Raw genomic sequence first — 17,309 nt, forward strand, 5'->3', positions numbered from 1 at the left:
GAAAGCTCAGCGGGCCTCTTGGGCGAGGCGCTCTTCGATGCGGGCCTTGACGGCCGGCAGCGCAGCGGGGAGATGGAAGGCGAGCTGGGCGAACAGCTCGTCGTGCAGCTTCATCTCGGCCTGCCACTCGGCGGCGTCGATGCGGGTGACGGTATCGAACTGCTGCTGCGAGAAGTCCAGGCCGTCCCAATTCAGGTCGGCATAGCCCGGCGTCACGCCGAAGACATGTTCCTCGCCACCGCCGGTGCCTTCCAGGCGGTCCAGCATCCACTTCAGCACGCGCATGTTCTCGCCATAGCCCGGCCAGACGAACTTGCCGTCGGCGCCCTTGCGGAACCAGTTGACGCAGTAGATGGCGGGCAGCTTGGCACCCGAGGCTTGCAGCTTGGCGCCCAGGTTCAGCCAGTGCTGGAAGTAGTCGCTCATGTTGTAGCCCATGAAGGGCAGCATGGCGAAGGGGTCGCGGCGCACCACGCCCTGCTGGCCGGCGGCCGCGGCGGTGGTCTCCGAACCCATGGTGGCGGCCATGTAGACGCCTTCGGTCCAGTCGCGGGCCTCGGTCACCAGCGGCACCGTGGTGGAGCGGCGGCCGCCGAAGATGAAGGCGTCGATGGCCACGCCGGCGGGGTTGTCCCAGTTGGCGTCCAGGGCCGGGTTGTTGGTCGCGGCGACGGTGAAGCGGGCGTTGGGGTGGGCGGCCTTGGCGCCGGTCTCCTTGGCGAGGGCCGGCGTCCAGTCCTTGCCCTGCCAGTCGATGCAATGGGCCGGCGGCGTGTCGCTCATGCCTTCCCACCAGACGTCGCCGTCATCGGTCAGCGCCACGTTCGTGAAGATCACGTCGCGCTCCAGGCTGGCCATGCAGTTGGGGTTGGTGTGCGAGTTCGTGCCCGGGGCGACGCCGAAATAGCCGGCCTCGGGGTTGATGGCGTAGAGCTTGCCGTCGGCATGCGGCTTGATCCAGGCGATGTCGTCGCCGATGGTGGTGATCTTCCAGCCGGCGAAGGCCTTGGGCGGGATCAGCATGGCGAAATTGGTCTTGCCGCAGGCGCTGGGGAAGGCGGCGGCGACATGCATCTTCTTGCCGGCGGGGCTTTCGACGCCCAGCACCAGCATGTGCTCGGCCAGCCAGCCTTGGTCGCGGCCCATGGTGGAGGCGATGCGCAGCGCGAAGCACTTCTTGCCCAGCAGGGCATTGCCGCCGTAGCCCGAGCCATAGCTCCAGATCTCGCGCGTCTCAGGGAAGTGGACGATGTACTTGGTCTTGTTGCAAGGCCAGGACACATCGGCCTGGTCAGCTTCCAGCGGTGCGCCCACGGTGTGCACGCAGGGGACGAAGTCGCCGTCGGTGCCGAGCAGCTCGACGACGGCGCGGCCCATGCGCGTCATGGTGCGCATGTTGACGGCGACGTAGGGGCTGTCGCTCAGCTCCACGCCGATGTGGGCGATGGGGCTGCCCAGCGGGCCCATGCTGAAGGGCACGACGTAGAGGGTGCGGCCGCGCATGCAGCCCTTGAACAGGGCCTGCTCGCCGGTCTGCAGCAGGTCGCGCATGGCGGCCGGGGCCATCCAGTTGTTGGTCGGGCCGGCGTCTTCCTTGTTCTGCGAGCAGATGAAGGTGCGGTCCTCGACGCGGGCCACGTCGCTGGGGTCGGAATTGGCCAGATAGCTGCCCGGGCGCAGGGCCGGGTTGAGCTTCTTGAAGGTGCCGGCGGCGACGAGCTGGTCGCACAGGCGCTGGTATTCCTCGGTGCTGCCGTCACACCAGTAGACGTCGGCCGCTTCGGTCAGCGCCGCAATTTCGGCCACCCAGGCGATCAGCCGGGCGTGTTTCACATAGGCAGGCAGGTTCAGCCTCAGGCCCTGCATGGCGGGTTGGTTCATGGCGAAAGCTCCAATCATGGGAATGTGTTTGGGGCAGCCAGCGAGCTGGCCCAAGCACACCGAACCTCGGGAGGTGGATTGTCGAATCCAATGTAATCACGCCGTAACCACCCGGGTCGGTGGGGTCATGCAAAACAGGAATAACGCCATGCTGTCATGGGAGAGAGGCTCACGGCTGTGGCGAAGTGGGCCTAGGGTTTGCGCGAAGGCGCGCTGAAACTCCGTGCAACTTTTGGGGTGGCAGCGTTGTCTGGCGACGAAGCCTCAAGAATGGCTTGCCACCGCCGGCGGCCTATCCCGCGTGCGCCAGCTCCAGCGCCTGCAACAACATCCACGCCGCCCGGGTCGGGGTCGGGTCGTTGCGGTGGATGCTGGCGAAGCGGCATTCGTAGCTGAGCTCGCCCGGGGACACCGCGCGCATGCGGCCGGCTTCGACAAAGGGCCGGGCATAGTGATCGGGCAGGAAGCCGACGAAGCAGCCGGTCAGGACCAGCGTGGCCACGGCTTCCTGGTCCGACGCCGTGGCCTGGCGCTCCAGCTTGCGGTGGTGGGCCAGCAGCATGTTCGGTGAGTGATAGCCCAGGCCGACCAGCTTCTGGCGCCGCAGGTCGGCCCACTTGAAGCGGCGCTCATCGGCGAACCAGGGGTGGTGGCTGCCGGCATAGAGATGCATGGTCTCGCCGAACAGCGACCGGTAGGCCAGGCTGTCGGAGCGCCGGTGCTCGGGGATGACGCCGACCTGGAACTGGCCTGCCAGCACGCCCTGCTCGATGGTGGTGATGGTGCCGACATGCAGGTGCAGCTTGACGCCCGGCGCGGCACGGTGGAACTGCTCCAGGGCCTGGTCGATATGGCAGGCGGGGTTGCTGACCGTCTTCTCGAACAGGGCCACGTGCAGGTCGCCGCTGACCTGGTGGTGGATGTCTTCCAGCCGGGCGCGGAAGTCGGTCGTCGCGGCCAGCAGCTGCAGGGCGGCGGCATAGAGCTCGGCGCCCTCGGCCGTCAGCGCAAAGCCGGCGCGGCCGCGGCGGCACAGCACCAGGCCCAGGCGCTCTTCCAGGTCCTTGATCTGCCGGCTGATGGTCGGCATGCCCACGTTGAGTTCCAGCTCGGCGGCCGCCATGCCGCCGCACTCCACCACTGCCTTGAAGACGCGCAGCAGCCGCAGGTCGACATCGGCGATCTGGCCGGGCAGCGGGGGCGTTTTTGCTTTCATATCAAGTCAAGTGAACATTGATATCTTGCCATTCTCTGCAAGCGATTCGGCGGGCAGCATGCGCGCATCGTTCTTCGGAGCCCTTGCCCATGTCTCCTTCCGCAAACCATCGCCCCGAGGGCTGGATGGACGCCCACTGGATGCCCTTCACGGGCAACCGCGAGTTCAAGGCCAACCCGCGCCTGCTGACCGGTGCCGAAGGCGCCTACTACCGCACAGACGATGGCCGGCGCGTCTTCGATGGCCTCTCGGGCCTGTGGTGCACGGGCCTGGGCCATGGCCGCACCGAGATCGTCGACGCCCTCAGCCGCCAGGCGCGCGAGCTGGACTATTCGCCGGCCTTCCAGTTCGGCCACCCGCTGTCCTTCGAACTGGCCAACAAGATCGTCGAGAAGATGCCCGCCGGCCTGAATCGCGTCTTCTTCACCGGCTCGGGTTCGGAATCGGCCGACACGGCACTGAAGATGGCGCGGGCCTACTGGCGCGCCAAGGGCCAGGCCGGCAAGACGCGGTTGATCGGCCGCGCCAAGGGCTATCACGGCGTCAACTTCGGCGGCATCTCGGTCGGCGGCATGGTGGGCAACCGCAAGACCTTCGGACAGGCCATCGAGGCCGACCACCTGCCCCACACCCAGCCGCCCAACGGCAGCTTCTTCAAGGGCATGCCGCCGCAGGAGGGCCCGATGGGCGCGGCCCTGGCTGACGAGCTGCTGCAGCTGATCGCCCTGCACGACGCCAGCAATATCGCCGCCGTCATCGTCGAGCCTTTCTCGGGTTCGGCCGGCGTCGTCATCCCGCCGGTGGGCTATCTGCAGCGCCTGCGCGAGATCTGCACGGCCCACAACATCCTGCTGATCTTCGACGAGGTCATCACCGGCTTCGGCCGCACCGGCGCGTGGACGGGCGCCGAGGCCTTCGGCGTGACGCCCGACATCCTGACCGCCGCCAAGCAGATCACCAATGGCGTGCAGCCCCTCGGAGTCGTCGTCGCCAAACAGGAGATCCACGACGTCTTCATGGCCCAGGGCGGGCCCGACTACATGCTGGAGTTCCCGCACGGCTACACCTACTCGGCCCACCCGGTGGCCTGCGCCGCGGGCCTCGCCTCGCTGGACCTGCTGGAGCGTGAGCATTCGCTGGAGCGCGTGAAGGCGCTGGCGTCGACCTTCGAGACCGCCGTGCATGGCCTCAAGGGCGTCAAGCATGTGGCCGACATCCGCAACTTCGGCCTGGCCGCCGGCATCACCGTCGCGCCGCTGCCCGGCGAGCCGGCCAAGCGCCCCTTCGACATCGCCATGGCCATGTACCGCAAGGGCTTCTACGTCCGCTACGGCGGCGACACCATCCAGCTCGCGCCCCCCTTCATCAGCACGGCAGCCGAGATCGACACCCTGGTGTCGGCCCTCGGCGACTGCTTCAACGCCACCGCCTGAGCCTCCTCGTGATCACCCATCTCATCAACGGCCAGCAGGTCGACGGCGGCAGCCGCTCGGCCGATGTCTTCAACCCCGCCACCGGCCAGGTCGGCGGCCAGGTGCGCCTGGCGGACCGCGTCACCGTCGAGGCGGCCATCGCGGCCGCGCAGGCGGCCTACCCGGCCTGGCGCAACACGCCGCCGCTCAAGCGCGCCCGCGTGCTGACCCGCTTCAAGGAACTGCTCGAGGCCCATGCCGACACCATCTGCCGCCTCATCACCGACGAGCATGGCAAGGTGCTGGCGGACAGCCTGGGCGAACTGCAGCGCGGCATCGAGAACGTCGAGTACGCCAGCTACGCACCTGAACTGCTGAAGGGCGAGCACAGCCGCAACGTCGGCCCGGGCATCGACGCGTGGTCGGAGTTCCAGTCTCTCGGCGTGTGCGCCGGCATCACGCCCTTCAACTTCCCGGCCATGGTGCCGCTGTGGATGTGGCCCATGGCCGTCGCCTGCGGCAACAGCTTCATCCTCAAGCCCTCGGAGCGCGACCCCAGCAGCACTCTCTACATCGCCCAACTGGCCCAGGAAGCCGGCCTGCCGCCGGGCGTGCTGAACGTCGTCAACGGCGACAAGGAGGCCGTCGACACGCTGCTGACCGACCCGCGCGTGCAGGCCGTCAGCTTCGTCGGCTCGACGCCCATCGCCGAGTACATCTATGCGACCGGCACCAGGCACGGCAAGCGCGTGCAGGCCCTGGGCGGCGCCAAGAACCATGCCGTCGTCATGCCCGATGCCGATCTCGACAACGCCGTGACGGCGCTGATGGGCGCTGCCTTCGGCTCCTGCGGCGAGCGCTGCATGGCCATCCCGCTGGTGGTGGCGGTGGGCGACGCGACGGCCGATGCCGTGCGCGAGAAGCTCATTGCCGAGATCGCGCGCATGAAGGTCGGCGCGGGCCGCGAGGCCGGCTGCGACATGGGGCCGCTGGTCAACAAGGCCCATCTGGAGAAGGTGCGCGGCTATGTCGACCAGGGCGTGGCCGAAGGTGCCGAACTCGTCGTCGACGGTCGCGGCCTGACGGTGGCCGGGCACGAGCAAGGCTATTTCCTCGGCCCCTGCCTGTTCGACCGCGTGCAGCCCGGCATGCGCATCTACCAGGAGGAGATCTTCGGCCCGGTGCTGGGCATCGTGCGCGTCGAGAGCCTGCAGGCGGCGATGGCGATGATCGACGCCCACGAATACGGCAACGGGACCTGCATCTTCACGCGCGACGGCGAGACGGCGCGCCACTTCACCGACCACATCCTGGTCGGCATGGTGGGCGTCAACGTGCCGCTGCCGGTGCCGGTGGCCTATCACTCCTTCGGCGGCTGGAAGCGCTCGCTGTTCGGCGACCTGAATGCCTATGGGCCGGACGCCGTGCGCTTCTACACGCGGCGCAAGCAGATCACCCAGCGCTGGCCCTCGTCGGGCGTGCGCGAGCAGGCGGTGTTCGCCTTCCCGAGCAGCAAGTAAGCCCTAGCCGTGCCAGCGCCTGGCGGCGCGCCGGATCACCTCGGGCAGCAGATGGCTCTCTTCCTCGACGCGCCGCAGCCAGGTGGCGTCGTTGCCGATGCCGTTGATCTCGCGCCGCATGTATTGCAGCGCGGCCTCGGCGTGCAGGTCGCCGGCATGGGTGTCCAGCTTGCTCAGCACGGCGATGAGGTCGTCGCGCAGCACGCGGTGCTCGCCGGTCTCGGGGTCGACGAAGGTGCCGTCCAGGCCGAAGCGGCAGGCCTGGAAGCGGTTGAAGGTGTAGGGCAGGTAGTCGTCTTCGCTGAGCGTGAAGGGCTTCTCCACCGTGATCCAGCGCGCCAGGCACTGGATGAAGCCGGCCAGGGCGGCGGCCTTCTCGATGGTCAGCGGCGTGTCCAGCACGCGGACCTCGATGGTGCCGAACTCGGGCTTGGGGCGGATGTCCCAGTAGAAGTCCTTCATGCCCGAGACGACGCCGGTGCGCGTCATCTTGGCGAAGAAGGCCTCGAAGTCGGTCCAGCTCTGCACGAAGGGCGCGCGGCCCGACAGCGGGAAGGCGAAGACCGAATTCAGCCTTGCCGAGTCGAAGCCGGTGTCCTCGCCCTGCACAAACGGTGAGGAGGCCGCCAGCGCGATCAGGTGGGGGATGAAGCGGCTCATGCCATGCAGCAGCACCAGGGCCTCGTCGGCGCTCGGGCAGCCGATGTGGACATGCTGGCCGAAGATGGTGAACTGCTTGGACAGATAGCCGTACAGCGACGACAGCTCGTGAAAGCGCGGCGTCTCGAAGATGCGCTGACGCTTCCAATGCTGGAAGGGGTGGGTGCCGCCGCCCACCAGGCAGACGTCCAGGCGATCGGCGCAGTCCACCAGCGCATCGCGGATCTGGCCCAGCTCCGACAGCACCTGGCCGAAGCCGGTGCACACGCCGGTGGCGAGCTCGATCATGCTGCTGGTGATCTCGGGCTTCACGTCGCCCGGGATGCTGCGCTTCTCCATCAGCCGCAGCAGGTCGCCCGACACCGGCGCGAGGTCGTAGTCGTGGCTGTTGACGATCTGCAGCTCCAGCTCGACGCCCAGCGTCAGCGGCTGCGATTTGGAAAATTCACCCAGGCTCATGGCGTGCTGCCCTCCTTGCTGTTGTTCTTGCGGCGCTTGGGCGCCGGTGGCAGCTCGCCCGCCAGGCGCAGCGCGAACTGCACGGCGATGGGACCGAGCAGCTCCAGTACCGCGATGCTGGCCAGGATGATGGGCACGGCACCGGCGGCCAGCTCGGGCTCGGCGCGCATCAGCTCGCTGAGCATGACCAGGGCCGTGGCCGACAGCGGCGTCATCGTGATGGACAGGGCCAGGCCCTGCCGCCAGCTCGCCTTGGCCAGCGGCGCCAGCGCCACGACGGCGAGGGTCTTGGCGATGAAGCGCGCCGCCAGCAGGGCCAGGGCCGCGAAGCCGCCGGCCACGAGGATCTTGGGCGACCAGGCCGAGCCGACGATGACGAAGAGCATCAGCACCAGCGCCCCGCCCGACGTGCCGAAGTGGCGCGGCCAGACCCAGGGGCGCTCGCTGGTGTTGCGCAGCAGCAGGCCGGCCAGCAGCGGCATCAGCAGCGTCGATACGCCGATGGCGCGCGCCGCGACGATGGCAAAGGCCACCAGGCCGAACACCAGCAGGGCCGCGCTCTGGTTGCGCAGGTCCAGGCGGCGTGCGGCCAGATAGGTCGCACCGGCCAGCAGTGCGGCGACGCCGAGCGTCGTCAGCAACGAGATGGCCAGGCCCGCGAGGGCCTGCGGCAGGCTGCCGCCATCGTCGGCTGCCCACCAGGTGCGCATCAGCGTCAGCGCGATGACGGCATACAGCGTGTTCAAGGCCGTCAGCACCGAGGCGCGCTGCGTGACCTGACCCTCGGCACCGAGCTCCAGCGACACGCGGCCCGACACGGCGGCCGGTGCCGGCATGGCCAGGATGGCGCAGGCCACGGCGGTCTGCCAGCCCAGGTCGAAGAGGCGCAGCACCAGGGCCACCGCCACGGCGCTGCACAAGGCCTCGGCCAGGCTGGTCAGGGCCAGGCCCGGGTTGCGAACCAGCCAGCGCAGGTGCACGCGGCAGCCGATCTCGAACAGCAGCAGGCCCAGGGCGAGGTCGGTGACGGTCTGCGCCGCGCCGGACAGCGGCATGGCCACGCCATGACCGAAGGCGGCTGCCACGCAGCCCGCCAGCGTGTAGCCGACCACGCGCGGCAGCCGCGTCGTCGCGGCAATGAATTCGCCGGCAAGTGCGCCGGCCAGCAGCACGCCGACGACGAACATCAGCGCGCTGGAGGGGGCCACCGCCAGCCCGGCCCAGACCCTGGCGCCGCTGTCGAGTGCATTCATAGGCTCTCCCTTGGAGGTTTTTGCGCAAGCCTAGATGGGCGGTTCGACCGGCCTTGTAGGCCAACACGCCGAAAAGCCTCCTGGAGAATGGGGGGCATGAAACAACCCCCACGCTCGCTTTGCTCGCTGCCCCCCCGAGGGGGCGCGTCAGTGCCTTCGGGCGGCCGGGCGCCCCTGACATGCAAGTCCTCAGCGTGAATACCGCCCGCGTCGAGCATTTCGTCGCCACGACGGGCGAGTCCCTGGATTCCGCCATCCGCAAGCGCCCGCGCGCGGGTCGTGTCGGCGTGCACGCGCTGAGCCTGGAGGGCGATGAGCAGGCCGACCTCAGCGTGCATGGTGGCCTGTCCAAGGCGGTCTATGCCTATCCGCAGGAGCACTACGCCTTCTGGACGACGGTGCGCGGCCAGGCCAAGGTCGAGGGCGCCCTGCAGCCCGGCGACTGCGGCGAGAACCTGACGCTGTCGGGCCTGCTGGAAAGCCAGGTCTGGATCGGCGACGTGCTGCGCTTCCCGGACTGCGAACTCGTCGTCTCCGAGCCGCGCTACCCCTGCTTCAAGTTCAATGCCCACATGGGCTTCAACCAGGCCGCCAAGCTGATGGCCCAGAGCGGTTGGTGCGGCTTCTACCTGGCCGTGAAGCGCGCGGGCTCGATCGCCGCCGGCGACAGCTTCGAGCTGATTCCTGGCCCGCGTGAAGTCGGCATCGTCGAGCTCTTCAAGGCCAAGATGAAGAAGAAGGGCTGATGCGTCGCCGCCAGCTGTTGGCCGCCGCCGGCCTGCTGCCCATCGCCGCCCGGGCGGGTCCGGTGCTGCAGGTCGGCCCGCGGCGTGCCATCAAGTCTTTGGCCGCCGCGGCGCGGCAGGCCCGTGACGGCACGCTCGTCGAGGTCGACGCCGGCGACTATGTGGCCGACGTCGCGGTCTGGCGCCAGCACGAGCTGACGCTGCGTGCCGTCGGCGGCCGCGTGCGGCTGCTCGCCAATGGCGCCCATGCCCAGGGCAAAGGCCTCTTCGTCACGACGGGCCGGCGTCAGCGCATCGAGGGCTTCGACTTCATCGGCGCCGCCGTGCCCGACCGCAACGGTGCCGGCATCCGCGTCGAGGCAGGCTCGCTGACCCTGGTGGACTGCGGCTTCGTCGACAACGAGAACGGCCTGCTGACGGCCAACGACGAGAGCATCGAGCTCGACATCGTCGACTGCGACTTCGGCCCCATCGCGCTGCGCGAGGGCAAGACGCACAACCTCTATGTCGGCGCCATCAGGCGCCTCGCCGTCACGGGCAGCTATTTCCATCACGGCAAGCTCGGCCATCTGCTGAAGAGCCGCGCGGCGCTGAACCACATCCTCTACAACCGCCTCAGCGACGAGATCGGCGGCCGCGCCAGCTATGAGCTGGAGTTCCCCAACGGCGGCATCGCCGTCGTCATGGGCAATCTCATCGTCCAGAGTTCGACGACCGAGAACCCGCATGTGATCTCCTTCGGCGTCGAGGGCGCCAAATGGGAGAAGCAGGCCCTCTACCTCGTCAACAACACGCTGGTGGACCAGCTGCCGAGCAATGGCGTGAATGGTGGCATCTGGCTGCGCGTGACGCCGCCCCAAGCCGAGGTGGTGCTGGCCAACAACCTGCTGGTCGGCGGCCCGAAGCTGGCGGCCGAGGGGCATTGGACGCGGCGCGCCAACTTCGCGGCCGACTGGGATGAGTTCGTGCGCGCGGCGCGCGACGACTACCGGCTCAAACCGGATTCGTCATTGCGCGGCAAGGCAGCCGACGCGGGCGAGGGGGGCGGCCTCAGGCTGGCGCCCTCGCGTGAGTACCGCCACCCGCACACGACGCAAGCGCTGGACGGTCCGGCGCGCAGCCCCGGCGCCTTCCAGACCTGAAGCCGCATTCATCTGCCGGCCACGCCGCCACGTCCTGGTTCGATCCTGTGGAGGGCCACCTCTCCTCCGCGTTGAGGATGAGCCGCGCGCGCATGGCGACAAGAATCCTTCGCAGCTGGCATTGACGCCAGGCAGGAAGGCCCGCATGACATCTGCAGACGACGCTGCCCCGGCGCCCGCCCGCCCCAAGGATCCCGACTGGGACGACTACTGGTCGTACAAGGTCGCCGAGAAGGCCAAGTCCCGCATCCTGGCCTATTTCGGCGCGGCCACCGTCGTGTTGACGCTGGTCGGCCTCAAGGGCCTGGACGAGGTGCGCAAGGGCATCGAGACCAAGTTCGAGAACGAGATCGCGCGCAAGGAGAAGGAGGCCTCGGAGAAGGTGACGCGCATGCTGGCCGACTTCGAGAAGGAGATGGAGGGCAACCGCAAGGAGGTGGCGCAGCGGCGCGAGGAGTACATGAAGATGACCATGGTGGCGCCGGAGTACCGGTCGGCCAGTGCCTCGGCGGCGGGCCCGGCGCTGCTGCTGGACCTGCGCGACGCGATGGGCGCCATCCGCAACCAGGGCAGCGAAGGCACCACCATCGGCTTCTCCGTCGCCTATGCGCTGCAGGCCGCCATCAAGAGCAAGTTCAACCGCAAGGTGACGATCTCGGCGCGCGGGCTCTTTGTCACGGCGCGCAAGTTCGATGAATGGCCGGGCGAGGATTACGAGGGCAGCAGCGTCGTCGGCGGCCTCAAGGGTGCGCAGCAGGTGGGCGCCTGGCTGGAGTCGCAATGGCCCTACGCCGGTCCCGCCCCGGCGGCCTCGGTGAAGCCGGCGTACAAGGTCAGCAAGTTTCGCAAGCTGGACAGCAAGCCCGAGGCCCTCGTCAGTGCGATGCAGGCCGGGCAGCTGCCCGTGGTGCAGCTCAGCGTCACCGAGGACTTCGACCGGGTCGGTGCCGATGGCCGCGTCGTCATCCGCACGCCGCTGCGCCCCACCGGCGGCCACAGCATGGCCGTCGTCGGCTTCGATCAGGCCAAGGCCGAGTTCCGTCTCGCGAACATGTGGGGCCCTGAATGGGGCGACAAGGGCACCCTGGTCATCCGCGACAGCGACCTCAAGCGCATCCTCGAGGTCGCCTACGTCATCGAGGACGTGATGGAGGTCCGCTGAATCAGGCCGGCACGCCGCTGCGGCGCTTGCCGGTCCTCAAGGCGATCACACCCAGACCCGCCAGCAGCAGGGCCAGGCTCTGCGGCTCGGGCACGGCGGTCGTGAAGCCGAGCTGCTGGCTGGCCACGCGCTGCAGCGCACGCGCCGTCGTCGCGTCGATGCCGAGGTCGACGGCGGCCTGCTCGCCCAGCCCCAGGCTCAACGGGTCGTGGCCGGTGATGCTGCCGAACAGCGTCAGGGCCGAAAGATAGGAGCCGTATTTGCTCGCGTGGGTGCGGTCCAGCCACCAGAGGTTGAGTGCGCCCGCCGTCTCGGCAAACGTGCCGCTCGCGTTGTAGAAGCCGCTGCCCTGGGCCAGGCCCTGGTCGACGGCACGCTGGAAGGCATCGCCCACCGGCACGACGCCGGCAAAGCCCGGGTTGGACGCGGCCTTGGCATAGAAGGAGTCGTGCAGATCGGCCGTCATGCCGGCCAGGCTGTTGTAGTAGAGCGTGGCGTTGCCGCCGCTGGCGTCGACGATGGGCCGTCCGTCAGCGCTGTTGAGGTCGGGCGTCGTGACCTTGTGGGCCTCGACCATGTCGGGCCGGGCCCAGCTCTCCTCCAGATAGACCTTGGTGTTGCTGCTGGCGTTGGGGTTGGCGGCGATGGTGCGTGTCGTGTTGCAGCTGCCGGACGACAGGCCCGTCGCCGTGCAGGCCGCCAGGCTGCCGAACAACGTCGACTCCTTGTAGCTCTGTGCCGCGCCGTTGTGGATGAAGCGCTCGAACTGGTCGGCGTAGGCGTTGAAGGTGGCGAGGTTGGCGTTCTTGCCCCTGCCGGCGGGCAGGGCCGCGTCGCTCTGCTCCTGCAGCACGACGCTGTCCCACTTCTGCGTGGCGACGTTCTCGCGCAGCTTCCAGTCGCTGTTGGCCGTGTCCAGGAACTGGCCGCGCAGCGAGGCCGCGTTGCGCGTCGACAGCGACACGTCGTAGTTCATGCCGGCCTCGTCGGTCATCTTCTTGAAGATGCCGGGCACGCCGCCCCAGGGGTGGGGCTCGAAGCTGCCCTGGCCCACCGTGCCGGGGGGAAAGCTGTTGGTGCCGCTCGGGTTGACGGCGTTGAAGCCGGCCGTCAGGTCGTGCACGGCACCAGCGTTGTAGCTCAGCACCGGGTCGACGCGGCCGAAGGTGTAGCTGTTGCCGACGAAGAGGATCTTGACCGGGTCGGCCGCGAGGGCGGGCCCGGCGAGGCTGGCCAGTGATGTCACCAAGGCCAGCGCGAGAAGGCGATTCATGCGTGTCTCCAGTTTTTATGAGGTCGTCCCAAGGACGGCCGCCATACTGGAGAGCACGCGTTCAGGCGTCAAATATCTGAAACAGGGCATCGCCATATCGGCGACGTATGAATCAAGCCTGCTTCAGCACCGGGTAGTCCGTGTAGCCCTCGGCACCGCCGCCATAGAAGGTCTCCTTTTGCGGCGCGGCCCAGGGCAGGTCGCTGCGGATGCGCTCGACGAGGTCGGGGTTGCTGATGAAGGGGCGGCCGATGGCGACGGCGTCGGCGTGGTTGCTGGCGACGGCATCCAGGGCCATGCCGCGGTCGTAGCCGTTGTTGGCGATGTAGGGGCCGTTGAAGCGGCGGCGCAGTTCGGCGTAGTCGAAGGGGGCGATGTCGCGGGCGCCGCCGGTGGCGCCTTCCACCACTTCCAGGAAGGCCAGCTTCAAGGGTGCGAGCTGCTCGGCCACATAGTTGAAGAGGGCCTGCGGGTTGCTGTCCTGGCCGATGTCGTTGCTCGGCGTGACGGGCGACAGGCGCAGTGCCGTGCGGCCGGCCCCGATGGTGCCGGCGATGGCCGTCATGACCTCGATCAGCAGGCGGGCGCGGTTCTCGATGCTGCCGCCGTACTCGTCGTTGCGGTCGTTGGCGCTGTCACGCAGGAACTGGTCGAGCAGATAGCCGTTGGCGCTGTGCACCTCGACGCCGTCGAAGCCGGCCGCGATGGCGTTCTTGGCGGCCTGCACATAGTCGGCGATCAGCTGCGGGATCTCGTGGGTGGCGAGCGCGCGCGGCTCGGCGGTGGGCACCAGCTCGCCATGGGCCGCATAGGTCTTGGTCTTGGCGGCGCGGTTGGTGGACGACACCGGCTGCTGGCCGCCCGGCTGCAGGCTGTTCACCGAGATGCGGCCCACATGCCAGAGCTGCACGACGATCTTGCCGCCGGCTTCATGCACGGCGTCGGTGACCTGCTTCCAGCCGGCGATCTGCTCGGGCGAGTGGATGCCCGGGGTGTCGAAATAGCCCTGGCCGTCGGGACGGATCTGGGTTGCCTCGGTGATGAGGAGGCCGGCCCCGGCGCGCTGGCGGTAGTACTCGACGTGCAGGGCGTGGGGGATCTGCCGGGTCGCGCGGTTGCGTGTCAGCGGCGCCATGACGACGCGGTTGGCCAGCTGGATGTCGCCGAAGCGGACGGGGTCGAAAAGAGTGGTCATGGTGAAGACGGTCGGAAAGTCGATGGGGAGAGCGATGGGAAGGAGGCTACGCAAGCGGCGCCGGCCTTTCGCTGTGTGCGGTTGATGTGGGATGTGTTAGCGCGACTGCAATGCCGGCGCCTGCAGAATCTTTCTATGAATCCGATAGTGACCCCATCGCGCCGAGGCTTCCTCGCCCTGGGCCTCGCCGGCCTGGTTGATGCCCGGGCCGAGTCCGAACCCGCCGCCCGGCGCGCCGAGCGCTTTGTCGACGACCTGCTGGCGGCGCAACCTGTCCCGGGTCTGGCCCTGGCCGTCATGCGCGACGGGCAGCCGGTGGTCACGCGCTGCTGGGGCCAGGCGCGGCCGATTGAGGCCAGCGCCATCGACGCGGACACGCGTTTCTGCCTCGGTTCCCTGTCCAAGCCCTTTCTCGGGCAGCTGGCGCTGATGCTGGTGCAGGACGGCCGGCTGCGCTGGGACGACCCCATCCAGCGCCATCTGGGGCCGCTGCCGCCACACTGGCGAGCCATCACCGTGCGCCAGTTGCTCAACTGCACCTCGGGCCTGCGCAGCCTCGGCGACCCGACCCGGCCCGACGACATGATGGCCGACCCGGGGCTGCGCCGGCAGATCCAGGCCCGCGGCGGCGCGGCCTTCTCCGAGGCCGAGCAACTGGCGGCCTTCCAGGCCTTCCCGCTGCACGCGCCGCCGGGCCGGGGCTTTCTGTATAGCAATGCCGGGTTCAACGTGATGGGCATGCTGGTGGGCCGCATCGCCGGCGGGTCGTACCGGGAGCTGATGCGCGAGCGCATCTTCGAGCCGCTGGGCATGACGTCGGCACGCTTCATGGCCGCCGACGCCGGTTTCGCCGACATGGCCGCGCCCTGCCAGGTGCAGGCCGACGGCCGCGTGGTGGATGCCAGCGCGCAATTGCCGCCCTTCATGAAGGCCTTCTATGCCGACGGCTGCGGCGGCATCCAGCTCAGCCTGCGCGACCTGATGCGCTGGGATGCCGGTCTTTGCGGGCATTCGGCGGCGCTGTCCCCCTTGTGGACCCGGCCCGTTCCCATGGACCAGGGCCTGGGCGAGGACGGCCGACCACTGCGCTACGGCCTGGGCTGGATCGTCAGCCGCAGCGCCTGGGGCGCGCCCAAGGTCGGTCACGGTGGCTTCATTCCCGGTTACCGCTGTGCCTATGCGCGCTACCTCGGCGCGCCATCCTGGTCCGTCGCGGTGTTGACCAACCAGACGGCGGTGGACCCGGATCCCATCGCCAGCACCGTGGCGGGACTCTTCGCTCGCGCGGCTTAGCGACAATCGCCCCCATGCTCGCCTACCGCCACGCCTTTCATGCCGGCAACCATGCCGACGTCCTCAAGCACCTCGTGCTGACCCGCGTGCTGCGCTACATGGGTGAAAAGGACAAGCCCTACACCCTCATCGACACCCACGCCGGTGCCGGCGGCTACTCGGTCGAGGGCCGCTATGCGCAGAAGAAGGGCGAGTACGGCGAAGGCATTGCCAGGCTGTACGACCGCAAGGACCTGCCCGCGCCGCTGGCTGACTATGTGGGCCTGGTGCGCGCCTTCAACCCCGACGGCCAGCTGCGCCAGTACCCGGGCTCGCCGGCGATTGCCAACTTCCTGCTGCGCGAGACCGACCGCCTGCGCGCCTACGAGCTGCATTCGACCGACCACCGCATCCTCGCCAGCTACCTGGAGAGCCGGCCCAACACCCAGGTCAGCGACCGCGACGGCTTCTCCGCCATCAAGGCCGAGCTGCCGTCGCCGACGCGCCGCGCGGCCTTGCTGATGGACCCGTCCTACGAGATCAAGACCGACTACGCCAAGGTGCTGGCCGCGCTGCGCGAGGCGCTGGAGCGCGCCTCCGACACGGTGATCATGATCTGGTACCCCAAGCTGCAGCTGCTGGAATCCACGCAGATGCTGCCGCGCCTGAAGGCCAGTGCCGACTCGATGGCCAAGAAGGGCTGGTTGCATGCGCAGCTGACGGTGGCCCAGGCCGACGAGCGCGGCTTCGGCATGCTGGGCAGCGGCATGCTCGTCGTCAACCCGCCGTTCACGCTGCACGACGAGCTGGCCGAATGCCTGCCGCTGCTGGTGGAGAAGCTGGGGCAGTACGACGGCGCGAACTACGTGCTCGAGCAGAAGGCGGTATGAGCGCAGCGCCGGGCCGTCCCAAGCAAGCTCGCTCCCGCCTGGCGGGAGTAAGCCCGGACATGGGATGCCCAGTGGGCATCCCATGCCTGGCGAACGCCTGGACGCGCTGTCGGCCAGGCAAGGCCGTAGGCCGAAGGGTGTACCCATGACCACGGACAGCAAGCCGGTCACGATGGAGCAGATCGCCGCCCTGGCCGGCGTCTCCACCATCACGGTCTCGCGCGCGCTGCGCGACAGCCCCTCGGTCACACCGGCCACGCGCGAGCGCATCAAGACCCTGGCCGAGGCCGCCGGCTACCGCTTCAACCACCATGCGCGCAATCTGCGCCTGCGCCGCAGCCATATGGTGGCCGTGATGCTGGAGATGCAGCCCGACACCGACCGGCCCATGACCGATGCCTACCCGCTGCAGCTGCTGGGCGGCATCACCCAGGAGCTGACCTCGCGCGGCTTCAGCGTGCTGCTGTCGGCCCTGCAGAGCCCGGGCCAGGGCATGGCGGCTTCGGCCGACGGCCTCATCCTGCTCGGTCAGGGCGCCAACGGCTCGGCGGTGAAGTCGGCCGCGGCCATGGGCCTGCCCATGGTGGTCTGGGGCGCAGAGCATGGCCGCAGCGACTCGGTCGTCGTCGGCGGCGACAACGCCCATGGCGGTGCCTGCGCGGCCGAACGCATGATCGCGCTCGAGCGGCGCGAGCTGCTCTTCCTGGGCGACGTGCGCCATGCCGAGATCCGCGACCGCCAGCAGGGCTTTGCCAAGGCCCTGAAGAAATCCGGCCTCAAGTGTCAGACGCTGACGCCGGCGGCCTTCACCTTCGGCGCCGGCTTCACGGCCGTGCAGGCCCATCTGGCGAAAGGCGGCAAGGCGCCCGACGGCCTGTTCGCCGCCAGCGACCTGCTGGCCATGGGCGCGGTGCGCGCCTTCACGGATGCGGGCCTGTCAGTGCCCGATGCGGTCTCGGTGATCGGCTACGACGACTCGCCCGCGGCCCAGAGCTTTGCGCCGCCGCTGACCAGCGTGCGCCAGGACTGGCACCACGGTGGCGTGCTGCTGGCGCGCAAGGTGCTGGACCTCATAGCCGGCCAGGTGGCAGCCAGCGAGATCATGCCGACGGAGCTGGTGGTTCGCGCGACGTGAGGGGCGGCTTTGCAGCGAGGCTGTGTGAAAACCCTCCTGTGATTGCGCGCGCCGCTGCCTAGATTGTGGGAACGCCACAGCATGGGCTGCCGC

14 protein-coding genes are annotated in these 17,309 nt (G+C 68.8%); 8 read left to right on the forward strand and 6 right to left on the reverse strand.

The features are described 5' to 3' along the window. Positions 1-6: 6 nt before the first annotated feature. Both AC3WOE_RS06640 and AC3WOE_RS06645 read right to left on the reverse strand, forming a co-directional pair. Positions 7-1,881, reverse strand: coding sequence for a phosphoenolpyruvate carboxykinase (GTP) (locus tag AC3WOE_RS06640; protein WP_492689188.1), 1,875 nt, complete (start codon positions 1,879-1,881; stop codon positions 7-9). Positions 1,882-2,173: 292 nt separating this feature from the next. After that, positions 2,174-3,097 carry a LysR family transcriptional regulator gene (locus AC3WOE_RS06645; RefSeq protein WP_492689189.1) on the reverse strand — a complete coding sequence of 308 codons (924 nt, stop codon included), beginning with the start codon at positions 3,095-3,097 and terminating at the stop codon, positions 2,174-2,176. 89 nt (positions 3,098-3,186) lie between these two features. Here AC3WOE_RS06645 and aptA point away from each other — a divergent pair, with 89 nt between their 5' ends. Beyond that, the gene (gene aptA, locus AC3WOE_RS06650) at positions 3,187-4,530 is read left to right on the forward strand and encodes an omega-aminotransferase AptA (protein ID WP_492689191.1); all 1,344 of its coding nucleotides are present in this window, start codon (positions 3,187-3,189) and stop codon (positions 4,528-4,530) included. Positions 4,531-4,538: 8 nt separating this feature from the next. Next, complete coding sequence (locus AC3WOE_RS06655; protein WP_492689193.1) at positions 4,539-6,029, forward strand: CoA-acylating methylmalonate-semialdehyde dehydrogenase; 1,491 nt, start codon at positions 4,539-4,541, stop codon at positions 6,027-6,029. Positions 6,030-6,032: 3 nt separating this feature from the next. Here AC3WOE_RS06655 and AC3WOE_RS06660 read toward each other — a convergent pair whose 3' ends face one another. Further along, a complete protein-coding gene (locus tag AC3WOE_RS06660) occupies positions 6,033-7,148 on the reverse strand; it encodes a YbdK family carboxylate-amine ligase (RefSeq protein WP_492689194.1) in 1,116 nt (371 codons plus the stop codon). Continuing rightward, positions 7,145-8,401, reverse strand: coding sequence for a cation:proton antiporter (locus AC3WOE_RS06665; RefSeq protein ID WP_492689196.1), 1,257 nt, complete (start codon positions 8,399-8,401; stop codon positions 7,145-7,147). Before AC3WOE_RS06665 ends, AC3WOE_RS06660 begins: the two co-directional genes overlap by 4 nt. A gap of 179 nt (positions 8,402-8,580) precedes the next feature. Here AC3WOE_RS06665 and AC3WOE_RS06670 point away from each other — a divergent pair, with 179 nt between their 5' ends. From AC3WOE_RS06670 to AC3WOE_RS06680, 3 genes are all read left to right on the forward strand, one after another. Continuing rightward, positions 8,581-9,147, forward strand: a complete 567-nt coding sequence (locus AC3WOE_RS06670) for an MOSC domain-containing protein (RefSeq protein ID WP_492689198.1) — start codon at positions 8,581-8,583, stop codon at positions 9,145-9,147. Beyond that, positions 9,147-10,289, forward strand: a complete 1,143-nt coding sequence (locus AC3WOE_RS06675) for a hypothetical protein (protein WP_492689200.1) — start codon at positions 9,147-9,149, stop codon at positions 10,287-10,289. The genes AC3WOE_RS06670 and AC3WOE_RS06675 overlap by 1 nt, the downstream gene beginning before the upstream one ends. Positions 10,290-10,434: 145 nt before the next feature. Beyond that, positions 10,435-11,451 carry a C1 family peptidase gene (locus AC3WOE_RS06680; RefSeq protein ID WP_492689201.1) on the forward strand — a complete coding sequence of 339 codons (1,017 nt, stop codon included), beginning with the start codon at positions 10,435-10,437 and terminating at the stop codon, positions 11,449-11,451. A gap of 1 nt (position 11,452) precedes the next feature. On the opposite strand, the gene AC3WOE_RS06685 is transcribed toward AC3WOE_RS06680, so the two are convergent. Continuing rightward, positions 11,453-12,724: a PEP-CTERM sorting domain-containing protein gene (locus AC3WOE_RS06685; protein ID WP_492689203.1), complete on the reverse strand. Its 1,272-nt coding sequence runs from the start codon at positions 12,722-12,724 to the stop codon at positions 11,453-11,455. Positions 12,725-12,836: 112 nt separating this feature from the next. After that, a complete protein-coding gene (locus AC3WOE_RS06690) occupies positions 12,837-13,919 on the reverse strand; it encodes an alkene reductase (RefSeq protein ID WP_492689205.1) in 1,083 nt (360 codons plus the stop codon). A 135-nt stretch (positions 13,920-14,054) separates the two neighbouring features. Between AC3WOE_RS06690 and AC3WOE_RS06695 the strand changes: the two genes are divergently transcribed. From AC3WOE_RS06695 to AC3WOE_RS06705, 3 genes are all read left to right on the forward strand, one after another. Then, positions 14,055-15,212 (forward strand): serine hydrolase domain-containing protein, encoded by a 1,158-nt coding sequence (locus AC3WOE_RS06695; protein ID WP_492689206.1) that lies wholly within the window; start codon positions 14,055-14,057, stop codon positions 15,210-15,212. A 14-nt stretch (positions 15,213-15,226) separates the two neighbouring features. Then, a complete protein-coding gene (locus AC3WOE_RS06700; protein ID WP_492689208.1) occupies positions 15,227-16,081 on the forward strand; it encodes a 23S rRNA (adenine(2030)-N(6))-methyltransferase RlmJ in 855 nt (284 codons plus the stop codon). 145 nt (positions 16,082-16,226) lie between these two features. After that, positions 16,227-17,216 carry a substrate-binding domain-containing protein gene (locus AC3WOE_RS06705; RefSeq protein WP_492689210.1) on the forward strand — a complete coding sequence of 330 codons (990 nt, stop codon included), beginning with the start codon at positions 16,227-16,229 and terminating at the stop codon, positions 17,214-17,216. Positions 17,217-17,309: the final 93 nt, after the last annotated feature.

It is taken from the genome of Roseateles sp. FW305-36 (assembly GCF_058787015.1).

Bases quoted from the DNA above. Each gene is read 5' to 3' on its own strand.
- AC3WOE_RS06640 (WP_492689188.1), bottom strand. From the start codon at position 1,881: ATGAACCAACCCGCCATGCAGGGCCTGAGGCTGAACCTGCCTGCCTAT.
- AC3WOE_RS06645 (WP_492689189.1), bottom strand. From the start codon at position 3,097: ATGAAAGCAAAAACGCCCCCGCTGCCCGGCCAGATCGCCGATGTCGAC.
- aptA (WP_492689191.1), top strand. From the start codon at position 3,187: ATGTCTCCTTCCGCAAACCATCGCCCCGAGGGCTGGATGGACGCCCAC.
- AC3WOE_RS06660 (WP_492689194.1), bottom strand. From the start codon at position 7,148: ATGAGCCTGGGTGAATTTTCCAAATCGCAGCCGCTGACGCTGGGCGTC.
- AC3WOE_RS06665 (WP_492689196.1), bottom strand. From the start codon at position 8,401: ATGAATGCACTCGACAGCGGCGCCAGGGTCTGGGCCGGGCTGGCGGTG.
- AC3WOE_RS06670 (WP_492689198.1), top strand. From the start codon at position 8,581: ATGCAAGTCCTCAGCGTGAATACCGCCCGCGTCGAGCATTTCGTCGCC.
- AC3WOE_RS06675 (WP_492689200.1), top strand. From the start codon at position 9,147: ATGCGTCGCCGCCAGCTGTTGGCCGCCGCCGGCCTGCTGCCCATCGCC.
- AC3WOE_RS06680 (WP_492689201.1), top strand. From the start codon at position 10,435: ATGACATCTGCAGACGACGCTGCCCCGGCGCCCGCCCGCCCCAAGGAT.
- AC3WOE_RS06685 (WP_492689203.1), bottom strand. From the start codon at position 12,724: ATGAATCGCCTTCTCGCGCTGGCCTTGGTGACATCACTGGCCAGCCTC.
- AC3WOE_RS06690 (WP_492689205.1), bottom strand. From the start codon at position 13,919: ATGACCACTCTTTTCGACCCCGTCCGCTTCGGCGACATCCAGCTGGCC.
- AC3WOE_RS06695 (WP_492689206.1), top strand. From the start codon at position 14,055: ATGAATCCGATAGTGACCCCATCGCGCCGAGGCTTCCTCGCCCTGGGC.
- AC3WOE_RS06700 (WP_492689208.1), top strand. From the start codon at position 15,227: ATGCTCGCCTACCGCCACGCCTTTCATGCCGGCAACCATGCCGACGTC.
- AC3WOE_RS06705 (WP_492689210.1), top strand. From the start codon at position 16,227: ATGACCACGGACAGCAAGCCGGTCACGATGGAGCAGATCGCCGCCCTG.